Annotated in this window: 15 protein-coding genes; 6 read left to right on the forward strand and 9 right to left on the reverse strand. The window is 40.8% G+C overall.

Features of this window, described 5'->3' with window-relative positions; translation table 11 throughout:
* Nucleotides 1–26 precede the first annotated feature (26 nt).
* The 3 genes from dps to L1D46_RS08880 all read right to left on the reverse strand — a co-directional run bounded on the left by dps (nucleotide 27) and on the right by L1D46_RS08880 (nucleotide 2,288).
* On the reverse strand, nucleotides 27–545 hold the full coding sequence (dps, locus tag L1D46_RS08870) for a DNA starvation/stationary phase protection protein Dps (protein ID WP_130050903.1): 519 nt from the start codon (nucleotides 543–545) through the stop codon (nucleotides 27–29).
* 233 nt (nucleotides 546–778) lie between these two features.
* Nucleotides 779–1,198 carry a CBS domain-containing protein gene (locus L1D46_RS08875; protein WP_130050904.1) on the reverse strand — a complete coding sequence of 140 codons (420 nt, stop codon included), beginning with the start codon at nucleotides 1,196–1,198 and terminating at the stop codon, nucleotides 779–781.
* Between the two features lie 79 nt (nucleotides 1,199–1,277).
* Nucleotides 1,278–2,288, reverse strand: coding sequence for a substrate-binding domain-containing protein (locus L1D46_RS08880; protein ID WP_167658051.1), 1,011 nt, complete (start codon nucleotides 2,286–2,288; stop codon nucleotides 1,278–1,280).
* Between the two features lie 167 nt (nucleotides 2,289–2,455).
* Here L1D46_RS08880 and L1D46_RS08885 point away from each other — a divergent pair, with 167 nt between their 5' ends.
* The 3 genes from L1D46_RS08885 (at nucleotide 2,456) to L1D46_RS08895 (ending at nucleotide 4,385) form a co-directional block, all read left to right on the forward strand.
* Nucleotides 2,456–3,259: a LytTR family DNA-binding domain-containing protein gene (locus tag L1D46_RS08885; protein WP_239977395.1), complete on the forward strand. Its 804-nt coding sequence runs from the start codon at nucleotides 2,456–2,458 to the stop codon at nucleotides 3,257–3,259.
* An 82-nt stretch (nucleotides 3,260–3,341) separates the two neighbouring features.
* Nucleotides 3,342–3,863 (forward strand): cytochrome b/b6 domain-containing protein, encoded by a 522-nt coding sequence (locus tag L1D46_RS08890; RefSeq protein ID WP_239977397.1) that lies wholly within the window; start codon nucleotides 3,342–3,344, stop codon nucleotides 3,861–3,863.
* Nucleotides 3,864–4,187: 324 nt separating this feature from the next.
* Nucleotides 4,188–4,385, forward strand: coding sequence for a hypothetical protein (locus L1D46_RS08895; protein ID WP_239977399.1), 198 nt, complete (start codon nucleotides 4,188–4,190; stop codon nucleotides 4,383–4,385).
* A gap of 109 nt (nucleotides 4,386–4,494) precedes the next feature.
* Here L1D46_RS08895 and L1D46_RS20960 read toward each other — a convergent pair whose 3' ends face one another.
* Both L1D46_RS20960 and L1D46_RS20965 read right to left on the reverse strand, forming a co-directional pair.
* Entirely contained in the window at nucleotides 4,495–4,848 is a 354-nt protein-coding gene (locus tag L1D46_RS20960; RefSeq protein WP_345779676.1) for a LysE family transporter, read from the reverse strand.
* Nucleotides 4,815–5,081 (reverse strand): LysE family transporter, encoded by a 267-nt coding sequence (locus tag L1D46_RS20965; RefSeq protein ID WP_345779677.1) that lies wholly within the window; start codon nucleotides 5,079–5,081, stop codon nucleotides 4,815–4,817. The genes L1D46_RS20960 and L1D46_RS20965 overlap by 34 nt, the downstream gene beginning before the upstream one ends.
* 99 nt (nucleotides 5,082–5,180) lie before the next feature.
* Here L1D46_RS20965 and L1D46_RS08905 point away from each other — a divergent pair, with 99 nt between their 5' ends.
* Both L1D46_RS08905 and L1D46_RS08910 read left to right on the forward strand, forming a co-directional pair.
* The gene (locus L1D46_RS08905; protein ID WP_239977401.1) at nucleotides 5,181–5,630 is read left to right on the forward strand and encodes an Lrp/AsnC family transcriptional regulator; all 450 of its coding nucleotides are present in this window, start codon (nucleotides 5,181–5,183) and stop codon (nucleotides 5,628–5,630) included.
* Nucleotides 5,631–5,727: 97 nt separating this feature from the next.
* Complete coding sequence (locus L1D46_RS08910) at nucleotides 5,728–6,537, forward strand: hypothetical protein (RefSeq protein WP_239977403.1); 810 nt, start codon at nucleotides 5,728–5,730, stop codon at nucleotides 6,535–6,537.
* A 53-nt stretch (nucleotides 6,538–6,590) separates the two neighbouring features.
* On the opposite strand, the gene L1D46_RS08915 is transcribed toward L1D46_RS08910, so the two are convergent.
* Complete coding sequence (locus L1D46_RS08915; RefSeq protein WP_239977405.1) at nucleotides 6,591–7,160, reverse strand: PepSY-associated TM helix domain-containing protein; 570 nt, start codon at nucleotides 7,158–7,160, stop codon at nucleotides 6,591–6,593.
* On the reverse strand, nucleotides 7,153–7,623 hold the full coding sequence (locus L1D46_RS08920) for a DUF4920 domain-containing protein (RefSeq protein WP_239977406.1): 471 nt from the start codon (nucleotides 7,621–7,623) through the stop codon (nucleotides 7,153–7,155). Before L1D46_RS08920 ends, L1D46_RS08915 begins: the two co-directional genes overlap by 8 nt.
* A 255-nt stretch (nucleotides 7,624–7,878) precedes the next feature.
* On the opposite strand from L1D46_RS08920, the gene L1D46_RS08925 reads away from it, so the two are divergent.
* Nucleotides 7,879–9,246, forward strand: coding sequence for an alkaline phosphatase PhoX (locus tag L1D46_RS08925; protein WP_239977408.1), 1,368 nt, complete (start codon nucleotides 7,879–7,881; stop codon nucleotides 9,244–9,246).
* A 121-nt stretch (nucleotides 9,247–9,367) separates the two neighbouring features.
* On the opposite strand, the gene L1D46_RS08930 is transcribed toward L1D46_RS08925, so the two are convergent.
* Both L1D46_RS08930 and L1D46_RS08935 read right to left on the reverse strand, forming a co-directional pair.
* Nucleotides 9,368–10,300, reverse strand: a complete 933-nt coding sequence (locus tag L1D46_RS08930) for an alpha/beta hydrolase (RefSeq protein ID WP_239977410.1) — start codon at nucleotides 10,298–10,300, stop codon at nucleotides 9,368–9,370.
* A gap of 115 nt (nucleotides 10,301–10,415) precedes the next feature.
* Entirely contained in the window at nucleotides 10,416–12,785 is a 2,370-nt protein-coding gene (locus L1D46_RS08935; RefSeq protein WP_239977412.1) for a TonB-dependent receptor, read from the reverse strand.
* Nucleotides 12,786–13,004: the final 219 nt, after the last annotated feature.

Consider the following 13,004-nt stretch of genomic DNA (forward strand, 5'->3'; position numbering starts at 1 on the left):
GGGGTCTTCGGATAGACCTAGGGGGTTTAGCCTTTCAATTCGCCGGTAGACGATTCAATGTGCGCACGAACAAACCATTGGAATTGTTCTAAATCGGCCAGTTGGCCGGTGATCATATCTTCAGAAACTGGGTCTAGCTCACCAAGCTTTTCGATAGCTGCACGGTGGTCTTTATTGACGCCGTTGTACACTTTATCAAGTGAAGATAGATGGTCGGTCACTAAACCTTTACCAATTGAATAGTCTTCCCATGTACGGCGATCTACAATTGATTGTGGTGTGCCAACAGGTACGCCACCCATAGTTGCAATACGCTCTGCAATCGTATCAGTCATCTCTTGGACTGCGCTTACTTGCGGGTCGAGCATTTCGTGTACACCAATAAAATTAGGTCCAACAACATTCCAGTGAATGTGTTTTAAAGTGAGGTGTAAATCGATTAAAGCGACCATACGCTGGTCTAAAATAGCAATTGTGTCAGCTGCAGCTTGGTCTTTAACACCCGGTGCTGTAAATTCTGCGACTTTTGATGATGAATTACTCATTACTCCTCCGAGATTATCTATTAATTTCCTTTCGCTTTTAGTTTTAAAAGCACGTTTAGTTAGATAGAAGCAAACGTTATGCCTAAAAGAGATTTGTGGTTAAGTTGTTGAATTTATTTGGTTAGATTTTTTTTGTGTTTTGTCGCAGTAGCTATGGCTAAGGTGGAGTATGAAAACTCTGCACACCGAATGTAAAAAATTCAGTGTGCAGATATAAGTTTAAATTTAACGGCTTAAGAGAGTAATGCTGCTGCTAAGCGAACAAAGTCAGATGAGGTTAGAATTCCCACTAAGTTGTTATCTTTATCAACTACAGGCATGCAGCCGTGGCGATTTTCGACAAAGAACTTAGCGACGTCATGCAACGGTTGCTCTGGCGAGATACTGGTAAAATCGGTAGCCATGATATCAACTACTTTGGTTTGTTTTTCTTTTCGTTCAAGGGCGCTGGCGCTGTAATTAGCCATGATATTCATTACCTGAGCAATCATGATTTTTTGCGTTAACATGCCAACTAAACCACCGTGCTCGTTAATCACTGGGATATGACGGACATTCTTCTCTTTCATTAGGTTATGAGCGTCATGCAGGGTATTTTGTGCACTAATAGCAAACGGGTCTGGCGTCATCAAATCACTAACTAGGTGTGTCATTGCTAAATCCTTTCAATTAATCAAGTTGTTGTAAGTCTAGTCCTTATCTAGTTAATTGCACTTTAGTGAGATCAAAGTTTTAGTGATTAACGGTGCAAGTACCAGCATTACTTTGCTGGCAATAATGAAAGTCTAAATAATAGTGAGACTTAGCGGGTCGCTCACCTTTAGTTAGGTACTGATACATCAATTCAGCAGACAGACGGCCCATTTCAAATGGGTTTTGACCAATGTTAGCCGATGATAATCCTTGCTGTAATACGTCTAATTGCATTTGCTCTGTATCGGCAGAAACAATCACCACGTCTTTATTGGCAATGCGCTGTTTATGTTTAGCAATAACGTTTGCATAGTTAGGGTTAAATTGGGCAAAACCTGCTACAGCTAAAAATAGTGGTGGATTTTCGAGGTTAAGAAGTTTGTCGAGCTGGCCGAGGGATACCTCTCGCTTGCCTAAGCTATACAAAGGGCAGCGATCAAACTCACTCCAGCCATTTTCACCACTTAAACGTTTATCTTTTTGCCCTGATAATGCATAGCGCACACCTTCAATACGCTTGTTTAAATTAGGTGTCGTTGAATGCCCTGACTGAATACACACTTGGTTGGTTGTTTTGTTAGTAAATTTTTTTAATTCGTTGCCTAACGCAACACCATAATCAAAATTATTAGTACCTACATAGGCTAAACGATATTGCTGATCTTCTTCGAGCAGATCAGAGTCAAAGGTAATTACAGGGATGTTGTTATCTTTAAGCTGTTTAAGAGCTCTTGCAACAAGATAATTAGAGTCTGTGGTTGCGATTAATAAACCACTAATATTGTTTCTACGAATGAGGTCGGTGATCACTAACACTTGGGTGCGAATATCTTGAAAGTCTTTAGGGCCGTCGTAAATACATTCAAAATCGAGATGTTGTTTTGCAAATTGCTCACAACCACGAAAGGCTTGCTGATAAAAGCTATCGTTCTTGGTTTTACCCACAACAGCCACCACATATTTGGCCTGAATTGGCAGAGCAAAAAGCCAAAAACAGGCGCACAAAAACACCCAGTTTAATTTAAAATTTAATAATACTTTTAAAGACATAGCACTACATATTGCAATTTTATTATAAGCTCGAACTAATTATAGTGGCCTAGCTAGAATTTACCAGAGAGCTATTGTATGAACTAACAAGCTTTAACATATAATTAAAAAGCCTTTATAAGGAAGTACTTATTTTTGCTATCTTTTATGATTCAAATGGAGTGGCTATGATTATTTATAAATACTGGCAGCAATTAACAAAACTTTGGCAAAAAGCGGCTTTTTTATGGGGGGCTTTTTTTATTTTATTTAATGCATATTGCTTTTTTTGGCGCCATTTAACTGCAGGAGGCCAATATCAGTTTATGGACTCACAGATTTTTTGGTTCAAAGAGTGGGGGGCTTTATGTGCTTTAAATATTGCATTGGTGGCTTTTGTTGATTTAAAAGGCAGAGTCCGTAATAACTTATTTGTTTTTATTATCGCGTGCACAGTTGCTATTTGTTCATTGGTGATCTTACGTATTTTTATTGATTACTCTTTTTATGGTTATGCAATTGCAGCGTCATTTATCCAGCTTTTACCAAAGTACTTAATAGCGTGTTGCTTAGTTTTGGCGTTGTGGCGATTATGCAGCATGTCGTTTTTGCCACAAGCGAAGCAAGATAAGCCAGAGAAAGGTCCACCTAAGTATATTGAAATAAACCACAAAGGGGTTGTTAAGAGACTTTCTCCAGAATCAATATTATTTATTAAAGCTGCAGGCAACTATGTCGAAATACAAACATTATCTGAATGCTTTTTAAAAAGAGATACCATCAAAAACAGCCAAGCTCACTTGCCTTGCTATGAATTCAAGCAAGTGCATCGCAGCTACCTTGTAAACTTAGCCCACATTGAAGATTTTAATCTTCATAAAGCAAATGCAACTTTACAGATGAAACTAGGGTTTAGCATTCCTGTTAGCAAAACTTTTAAGCCTGCTCTAGCAAATGTATTAAGTGAGTCGAGTGCATTCGTCACAGAATGATGGCTTTCGTCACAATCTTATTTAAAACAAAAGCTTAATCTTTACTATTAAGTCATGAATATAGTTTTTAAGGATAAAGTTCATGACAAAAAAGACACAGAAAACACATAAGATTTTGCACTGGCTAAGTGCGATATTAATTCTGAGCGTACTTGTGTTGGGTTACTACATGACCTGGGTGACTGATTACAGCTTGTATCATTGGCATAAATCAATTGCGGTGCTCATTGCTATCATCTGGTTATTAAGGATAGTTTATAGGCTCTATCAGCCGTTTCAATCTGCCATACAATCGAGCTTAACTAAGTGGCTTCATTTTTATCATTGGGGCTTGCTAATCTTGCTAGCTGTAATGTTACTGTCAGGTGCTTTTTATAGTGGTTTTGGCGGTTTTGGTATTGCTGTTTTTTCGTGGCAATTAATTGCTAGTAATTACAATGAAACGGGTCAGGCCGTTGCGTTTAATGCTTGGTTAAGCGATTTTGGCTGGCAAATTCATATTTTATCTGGCTATTTGTTATCAGCGGCCCTTTCAATCCATATTTTAGCGGCGCTTAAGCATCATTTCATAGATAAAGACGCGACCTTAAAGAGTATGCTTTAAGCGTTTATTTTAATTTGGTTTCGACCGTTATTTTTTGCCGCATAAACGTGTTTAGTTGTAGTCTTATTAATTAGCTCTCAGTCGGCTATGGCTAACAGTTTATGTGGTTACTGCCAATGGCTATGTACGTAATGCAGTAAAGCTACCCAGCAAGGGTGATAACTTTACCAGCTACAGCAAAGTGGCTGAGCTGGCAGGGCGTACGTATGTTCATTCGCAGGTAAAAAACATCATTGTTGATGCCTACCAAACGCTTGCGAAATCCCATCCAGATAAACGATACAAATATGCTGAAACGGGCAATCCGTTCATTTGCCTACACATGTGTTTAATCGTTTTGGCTACGACATTGCATTTGATAAACAAGGCCAGTTTGAACAGTTTAAGGTTGATTACACCGCTTTAGCAGCTCATATTGTTGAGCTGCATACATCGGCAACAGCAAAAGGTTACGATCTTTGGCGGGTGACCTTTGACCCAACCCTGCAGGGCTTTATAAAACCAAGTATGCAGATGATTTAAAAAGCACATCCAGTTTTCGACTAGACCATCTTGGGTACGACATGATGAGCATTACCATGTTGATTTTTTAGTGCCATGTGAAAAATAAGCCAAGCAAAGCTTGCCCAAATCAAAACAAACTAAACATCACTGAAGCGATTAATAGTATTGCCATTAGGTAGTTAAATGCTTTCAAGCGCTTTGGGCTGGCAAGCAAATGTTGAAGCTTTTCGCCAAGTAAAGTCCATGAGCTGACGCATGGCAGGTTAATTAAGCCAAATACAAGGCTTACTATTAACACTGAGGTGAGGTTTTTGTCTGGGGCATACAAACTAACCGCGCTTAACGCCATTGCCCACGCTTTTGGGTTCACCCATTGAAATAGTGCAGCCTGAATAAAAGTAAGCGGCTTACTTTCACTACTGGCTTTTTGTTTTGCATTACTTGTGGCTATTTTAAACGCCAGATAGAGTAAGTAATGCAAAATACTTTTAATATCAAATAGCTTGGTGGAAAAAAATCAAATAGCTGCATGATGCCAAGGCCCACCAAAGCCAGCATAAACATAAAGCCAAACGTCACGCCAAGTAAGTGTGGCATGGTTCTTTTAAAGCCAAAGTTAGCACCTGAGCTCATCAACATTAAGTTATTCGGTCCCGGGGTAATTGATGACACCAACGCAAATAATGCCAAGGCTGTTAAAATTTCAAAACTCATTACTATTTCTCCATTTAAATTATGATGCAATTATAAGTTGTAATATGCACAATTATTGCGCTTAATATTGTTATTGATATTTGAAATTCACAATCAAGAATGAAAAAAGACAAAATTAACGATAGAATATTGCGCGAGCTTAAGCGCAGTGGCCGAATTGCCAATGCAGAGCTGGCAGAAAAAGTGGGTTTATCGCCATCAGCATGCCTTCGTAGAGTGCAAGAATTAGAAAAGCTTGGGGTTATTGCGGGGTATCGAGCGGTTATTAATAATCAGGCTGTTGGCCTAGGATTTATCGCTTATGTTGGGGTTGGTTTAAATGAGCACTCAACAATATCTCAGCGAGCATTCGAACAAGCTCTTGAGTTTATTGATGAAGTAAAAGAGTGCCACAATGTAACTGGCTCGTTTGAATATTTGCTGAGAATTGAAACAGCAGATCTTAAGTCCTATAAAGCGTTTCATGCTGATGTACTTGGCTCTATCCCACAAGTAAGAACCATTACAACTCATGTCGTGATGGAATCACCCAAGGATGAACGCGCTTAATATAGAGTTTGTACCTTTTTTGTTATTAATTTATTGCGAGCTACCAGGCCTTAGTCTAGAATCTTCGCGTTAAAATAATAATATATAAGGAAATTAAGTGAAAACGTTAAAGCCTCTTTTGGCGTTTATAGCTTTAGGTTTATTAGCTGGCTGTCAATCTACAACCGAAACAGGTGTATCGATGGCCCGCTTTGAGAGCCCCGAGATCAACAGTGACCCCTTTCATTTTCGTGCAACCGTTGGTACAGATACAAGCAAGATTATTGCTAAAGATACCAGTGAGAGCACATCAACGAGTACCGCGTTAACTACTTCGATGAGTATGACCTTAGGTTATTCGACGGAGCTTAGCCTAGGTGCAGGTATTGGCGGCGATCATGATTATGAAAAATACGCTATTAAGCATCAGTTTTATGGCAGCCCTTTAGAGTCTGCCGCCGAGAAAAACCTCTCTATGGCGGTTAGCCTTGGCTATATTCGCAGTAAAGATTCGGGGTATGGTCCACTATTAGCGGGTAATTACGATGACGATACCTATGATTGGGATTTGTCGCACGATACTTATGATATTGCACTTATTTCAGGTTACCGTTTAAGCTCAAAAGCCTTGTTATATGGCAGTGTCTTTTATCAAAAAGGCTCTATCGATGTTGATTATACGCAGATGTATTATCTTGCCAGCGAAGAAGGGGCTATGTTAACTCGAGCATGTAGTGATACGCCAGAGCAATGCCTTGATTTTAGCGCTGATTACGACGGCCACAATGCCGGTGTCAGCATTGCTCTTGAGTATGCATTCACACATTGGTTCGCCATTACAGGTGAGGCGGTCTATAAATCGATGAATTGGTTTGATCGTAGTGAAAGTGAGACTGCAGCAAATGTAAACTTTGAATTTAGGTTCTAGGTTCGGCTGTTCGAGAAAAAGGCATTAGCAAGCGCTAGTGCCTTTTTTTGTAGTTATAAAAACACATAAGCTGCTGGGAGCAGCATACCGCTGATGACTAATACTGAGCGGCTGCCCCATGGGCTATTTTTACCTTTGATCATAAACAAGCCGCTGATCGCTAAAAACAGCAGCAGCCCAGCAAAAATATCAGAAAAAATAACCCACGAAGCGTTTGTTTCGTTCAAGTGTAAGCGGTTAAATGCTTGAAATACATGACGAGGCTCAATGGCTTCATAGTTTATGATATCTTGATTGAGTTTAAGGCTGAGGTTGTTACCGTTTTTTAAAAACACCTTAAACTCTTGCGGCGATACCCAATAAGAGGCTTTTACCGGCTCGCTTACATCAGCATGGGAGATAATTTGCTCAATCAACAACTCGTCATTATCTAATTGCCAAGTTTCATCGCTCACACTGATTTGCTGGTGGCTTACTTTGTAGTTTGGGTTCCAATCATCTTTGTGGTTCACTGCAATGCCAGAAACCGCAAAGATAATCACTAAACCAACACAAAAATAACCAATATCGCGGTGTAAGTTTCTGTTTAACTTAAACCAGTTGATACTTGATTTGTTACTCAATGATTTCAACTCCGCTCGGAACGAGCTGATAAATAGCAATGGCTTCAGTCACTGAATTTGCATCAAAGCTTTCGCCGGCTTGCTGCGCTTTGTGAGCAAGTAGCGCTTTAGTGCGGCCTAGACTAAGCTGAATTTTATCGAGCTTACCGGTTACGATAGCTTTACTACCTTTAGCCGTCATCGGGAATACCATGTCGCCATCTTCAACTTTGATACGTAAGTTTTCAAAGCGTTTGTCTGATGCAAGCGTCATCCAGCAACCACGTTTTTCGCAAACCCCTGTGATAGTCCCTTCTACAGTAATTGGACTTGCTAGGTAATCGTCTGGCGTGGCCATAACCGTCGAAATTTTAATGAGTTTGTCACTGTCGACTTTACTGCCAAACTGCAAGCTAAAGGCGTGTTGGCTAAAGCTTAAAAGCGCCAATGAGAATGCAATAAATGTTTTTGATTTTAGTAACATAGTTGTTTCTTAGAAATACATTAAGTCTTAGTTTAAGCGGTTTACTTGTATGATAAAAGCATCATGAGATTATAAATTATTCGCAATTATATCAAGCGTAGATCAATTGTTTTTAATGCTGCGGGGTACTATCAGGTATAAGAAGCTTTATGACAATTTCGTGAATATTGTGATAATGTAACTTTTTATCGTTTCATTGCTTTATAATGCCTTTTTTATTTGTATGATAAAGCTGGTTTTTAGCTTGGAGTTAACATGGTTTCACGTCGAGAATTTTTAGTAGGGGCGGGCACAATAGCCTTTTTAGGATTATCAAAAAGTGCCATAGGTAAGGTGTCGTTAGGAGATTTAAAAACAACGGCTGTCGGCTTTGGCCCGTTAATTCCTGATCCAGATAAATTGCTCGATTTACCAGAGGGCTTTAGTTATCAAGTCGTTTCAAGCCTCGGTGAGAAAATGTCTGATGGATTTACGGTACCTGATAAAGCTGATGGTATGGGCTGCCTAGCACTTGGTAATGACCGCGTTGCATTAGTGCGAAACCATGAGTTAAAACCAAAAGATTTAGCGAAAGCCGAAGCAAGTATTGCCAACCATAAAACGCCCTTGGCTTTTGATACCAACAGTGACGGTGTGGCGTTACCGGGTGGTACAAGTCATATAGTTTATAACTTAAAAACCCATCAAAAAGAGCAAGAATATCTGTCATTGGTCGGCACAATTCGTAACTGCTCTGGTGGTATCACGCCATGGGGTTCGTGGCTTACCTGTGAAGAAACCACTGATACTAAAGCTGATGGATTTAACCAAGACCATGGTTATATTTTTGAAGTACCCGCAAATAGCAAAGGCTTAATCAAACCTGAGCCATTAAAAGCCATGGGGCGATTTAACCATGAAGCGGCTGCTGTTGATCCGCGCACAGGTATTGTTTATCTAACCGAAGACAAAGGTGATAGCGTCTTTTATCGATTTATTCCAAATGAATATGGCAAGCTACACAAAGGCGGGCAATTACAGGCTATGATGGTGAAAGGTAAGCCACAATTTGATAGCCGTAACTGGAATAACAAAGCCATGGGGCTACATCAAGAACTAGAGGTTGAGTGGGTCAATCTAGATAACCCAGAAAGCCCGAAGGATGACTTACGCCTACGCGGTTACAAACAAGGTGCGGCATTATTTGCCCGTGGTGAAGGTATTCACTGGGGTGATAAAGAGCTTTATTTTTGCTGTACCAATGGCGGTAAAAAGCAACTTGGTCAGGTTATGAAATATCAGCCATCAGAGTTTGAAGGCACGGCAAAAGAAGCAGAGCAACCAGGTAAAATCTCGTTGTTTGTAGAAAGTACCAGCAAAACCTTCTACAACTTTGGCGATAACCTTACTGTGTCACCTAATGGTCATTTAATTGTGTGTGAAGACCAATACACTGATGTGGTTGATAATCATCTTCGTGGTGTGACACCGCAAGGCCAAGTTTATAATTTTGCCCGTTTAGTTGCGCAAACCGAGCTGGCAGGTGCCTGTTTCTCACCAGATGGAAGCACTTTGTTTGTGAATGTTTACTCACCTTCAAAAACACTCGCTATAACAGGCCCATGGCATCAGTTTAGTGTTTAGTTAAAGCCTATTTTGAAAAGCCACTGCAAAGTGGCTTTTTTATGACTCTAATTTATCATTAATGAATAATAGAAAACCCTATATGAGTAAGTGCTCATCAGCACAGCCAAAATTAGCGACTTTAAGTGTTGAGAGCTTTATTTTTAGCGGCTTTTTTGGCACTGACTTTATGTGCGTGTTTAGCAATCCATTTAGTCATTTTTTTCATTAAAGCGGGTGGAAAGTCATGGCCCATACCGGGCACGACTCTTAATTTGCTGCGCTTTATTAACAGTGCGGTGTTGATACCAGCAGACAATGGCATGACAGGATCAGCACTGCCGTGGATCACTAACGTCGGGGCTTTAATCTTCTTTAAAAGTTGCTCGCGATAGGGTGTTGCGGCAATGGCTGCAAGCTGACGTTTAAAACCTGTTTGATTAGTGTGGGCACGCGCTATATAACGCTCGGCGTTGGCGTATAAAGCGTGTTCATCTTGTGGGTAGGCTGGGCTGCCAATGAGTTGGTTTAACCTAACATTGTAATCAATCGCGGCTTCCTTATTACTGCTTCGGGGGCGTATTTTTGCGAGCTTTACTAGTAGGTTTATGTTTGAACCCGAAAACGATAAGGGCGAACTACTCGACATAATAGAGGTTAAGCTCAGCACGCGCTTTTTATATTTTGCTGCGGCAATTTGGGCAATCATACCACCCATAGAAGCACCCACTAAATGTGCTTTTTTGATATTAAGAGCATCCATCAACTCTTTTACGTCGCGAGCCATATCATCGAGCGAATAGGGCAGCTTTGCACGAATGGGTAATCGGCGGCTAAGCCAGTGCTTTACAAGACTTGGCTTACCTAACTCATCTAACGATGTGGATAGCCCTGCATCGCGATTATCAAAACGAATAACCCGAAAGCCTTTTTCGACCAAGCCAAAGTAAAGCGACTCAGGCCAAACAGTAAATTGAGCACCTAAGCCAATAATTAAGATGATCACCGGCGCATTTTTATCGCCTTCATCTTGATAACTAATACTGATACCGCTGGCTGTAAGGGTATGTTTCATAGGCTGACAAATAAGCTTACGCAGGTATCATAAGCATAGTAGGTGAAGTTGGCAGTTTAGTGACAGTAGGAAAAATAGACAGCATCTAACTACGTGCTGCCTATTTTCAGGGAGTTTAGAAGTAAGCGGTAACGCCAATCCAGAAGTTACGGCCTTTATCTTTAACGTTGTAGTCGTCTGTGAATGTTACTTCGCTAACTACACCACGACCTGTTAGGTACTCATATTCACCATCGCCATTTAGGTCGGTATAGCGCGTGCTATAAGAGGTGAAATCTTCGTCTAATAGGTTGTTCACACGGGCATTGATTTGCACATACTCATTTACATAGAACTGCGCCCCTAAATTAAGTAAGTTGTAGTTTTTGTAGTACAGTGCTTTGTCGTGCACGTTATCCCAACCGCGATAACGGTCTGAACGATATACACCTTGTAGGTATAGGTTCATAAAGTCAGTCGCTTCCCAGTTTAGGGTAAGGTTTGCCATGTGCTCAGCTGAGTTAGTTAATGGTTGACCTTCTTCAGGACCGCTCTTTTGTTCGCTATCAGTCCACGTGTAGTTACCGTTAACAGACACTGTTTTAGTGATAGTGTATTGACCTGCAATTTCAACACCTTGCAAGTCTACTTCGTCGATATTGATCTTTTGGCTGTAGCTATCGTAGCCAAGCTGATCGTACTGACCAAGGTTCACACATGGGCGCACATCATTAGTTTGCTCACAGCTTAGAATAGTATCGCCGCGGGCAATTTTGTCTTCAAACTTGGTGTTGTAGTAAGTCACATTAATGTTGTGATCACCATCAAGCGAAGTCCAGTAAAGTGCAACTTCTGAGTTCACACTTGTTTCAGGTTCTAAATCTGGGTTACCCGCAAATGGGCTTGTGCCTTGACCACCAAATCCGGTGATACCGTCGTAAAGGTCAGTTGTTTGAGGTGTTTTATAACCCGTACTGACACCCCCTTTTATCGTCCAAGTGTCTGATATGTTGTATACACCATAAACGCGTGGTGATACTTGGCTGCCAAATACATCATGGTCATCGTAACGAGCGCCTAATGTAAAGGTAAAGTTGTCAGTTGCCATCCAGTTATCTTCGGCAAATAGCGAGTACATGTTTTGCTCTTGCACTTGACCTGCTTGGTCACTTTCAAGGCCAAATACACCGTCTTTTAACTCACCATCGATAAGCTGGCCACCAATTGCAAGGTTATGGCTACCAAAGCTGCCAGTGATAGGAATATCAAAGCGTAAATCATACGTATATTGGCTGCTTTCTAACGGGCGAGTAGGGCGTGGTAAGAAAGTTTCTTCAGCTAAGTCTTTACGTGCTTGCTCGTCCATTCCCTCGTATTCGCCAGTACCATCGTACATAGCTTGCAGCTCTAATCGTTCGCTTACACTTAGCGGTAAAGTACGGCCATTGTTTTGCGTATCAACATATGAAACAGAGGCCTTCACCGTTGCCCAGTTAAGCTCTCCATCGTAACTTAGTGACCACCATTCACGATCAAACTCTTGGTCTGCAGCATAGCCTGCGCGCGGGTTTACTTGGCCACGACGATCTTGCCAAATAGATTCAATATTATCTTTTGTGCCAAGTGGGTAAGTAATGGTGCCTGATTCAATGTTGTAGCTTGGTGTGTTGTCGTACACTTGACTTGAGTTATCATAATCAAAGCGTAAATGATGAGAATCAAACGGGGTATAAGTTAGGGTAATACCATACTGCTCATTAGTGTTATCAACAGTACGCCCACCACTACCAAAACCTAAAGAGCGAACATGAACAACGCCATTAGGGTCGGTAGCTGGTTCAAATGTCGGTGATGATGCCTGTTGCTCGTATACACTACCGCGTACGCCTAAGCTTAATACGTCTTTGATCAGCGGCCCCATCACACTAAAGTCAGTGGTAATGTCATCACCAAAATCATCGTTTTGTTGTAATGAGCGGCTAAATGAAACAGCACCGCTCCAGCTATCAGTATGCTTTTTAGTGATGATATTAATTACACCGCCAAGCGCATCAGCACCATAAAGGGTTGATGCAGGGCCGCGGATAACTTCGACACGCTCAATGGCATCGACAGGCGGTACGTGGTTAAACGCGTTGCCTCCAAAATTGTTTGGGTAAATATCGCCATGATTATTTTGGCGTTTACCGTCAATAAGTAACAGGGTGTACTCGCCTGTTAAACCACGCATACTCACACTGCCTTGGCCTGTTTTATCACGGGTTGTGCCAATGTCGATACCTTCTAAATACTGCACAGCATCAAGCACTGAGGTGAAGGCGTGAGACTTAATATCTTCATTAGTGATAATTGAAATACTTGCAGGTGCTTCAGTAACTTTTTGCTCAAAGCCGGTTGCTGTAATAACTAAGCGTTCCATATCTTGTTTAGGCTTAGCGTCGTCAGCTGAGGCTGAAAAATGTGTTGCTATGGCAAGGGCCAGTAAACTTGGTTTTATTGATTTCATTGTAGATTTCCAGTTCTTTTTGTTGGTTATCCTTTTAAGGAACGACGGGTATACTACAGAAATTAAAAATACAATCAATAATTATTCTTATTTAGATTAAGGTGTTTCGGGTTCAATTTACAGTATTTATGATTAAGTTGAGTTTTTAGCCAGTAAATACGGTGTTACAAACTAGATTTAGATTAAATACCCATGACAGGTTCACCTCCTGTATAGTGT

The organism is Pseudoalteromonas sp. Isolate3, from assembly GCF_022398505.1.
GTDB classification, from domain to species: Bacteria; Pseudomonadota; Gammaproteobacteria; order Enterobacterales; family Alteromonadaceae; genus Pseudoalteromonas; species Pseudoalteromonas apostichopi.

Coding starts and splice junctions, on each gene's coding strand:
- dps (WP_130050903.1), bottom strand. CDS start 545: ATGAGTAATTCATCATCAAAAGTCGCAGAATTTACAGCACCGGGTGTT.
- L1D46_RS08875 (WP_130050904.1), bottom strand. CDS start 1,198: ATGACACACCTAGTTAGTGATTTGATGACGCCAGACCCGTTTGCTATT.
- L1D46_RS08880 (WP_167658051.1), bottom strand. CDS start 2,288: ATGTCTTTAAAAGTATTATTAAATTTTAAATTAAACTGGGTGTTTTTG.
- L1D46_RS08885 (WP_239977395.1), top strand. CDS start 2,456: ATGATTATTTATAAATACTGGCAGCAATTAACAAAACTTTGGCAAAAA.
- L1D46_RS08890 (WP_239977397.1), top strand. CDS start 3,342: ATGACAAAAAAGACACAGAAAACACATAAGATTTTGCACTGGCTAAGT.
- L1D46_RS20965 (WP_345779677.1), bottom strand. CDS start 5,081: ATGAGTTTTGAAATTTTAACAGCCTTGGCATTATTTGCGTTGGTGTCA.
- L1D46_RS08905 (WP_239977401.1), top strand. CDS start 5,181: ATGAAAAAAGACAAAATTAACGATAGAATATTGCGCGAGCTTAAGCGC.
- L1D46_RS08920 (WP_239977406.1), bottom strand. CDS start 7,623: ATGTTACTAAAATCAAAAACATTTATTGCATTCTCATTGGCGCTTTTA.
- L1D46_RS08925 (WP_239977408.1), top strand. CDS start 7,879: ATGGTTTCACGTCGAGAATTTTTAGTAGGGGCGGGCACAATAGCCTTT.
- L1D46_RS08930 (WP_239977410.1), bottom strand. CDS start 10,300: ATGAAACATACCCTTACAGCCAGCGGTATCAGTATTAGTTATCAAGAT.
- L1D46_RS08935 (WP_239977412.1), bottom strand. CDS start 12,785: ATGAAATCAATAAAACCAAGTTTACTGGCCCTTGCCATAGCAACACAT.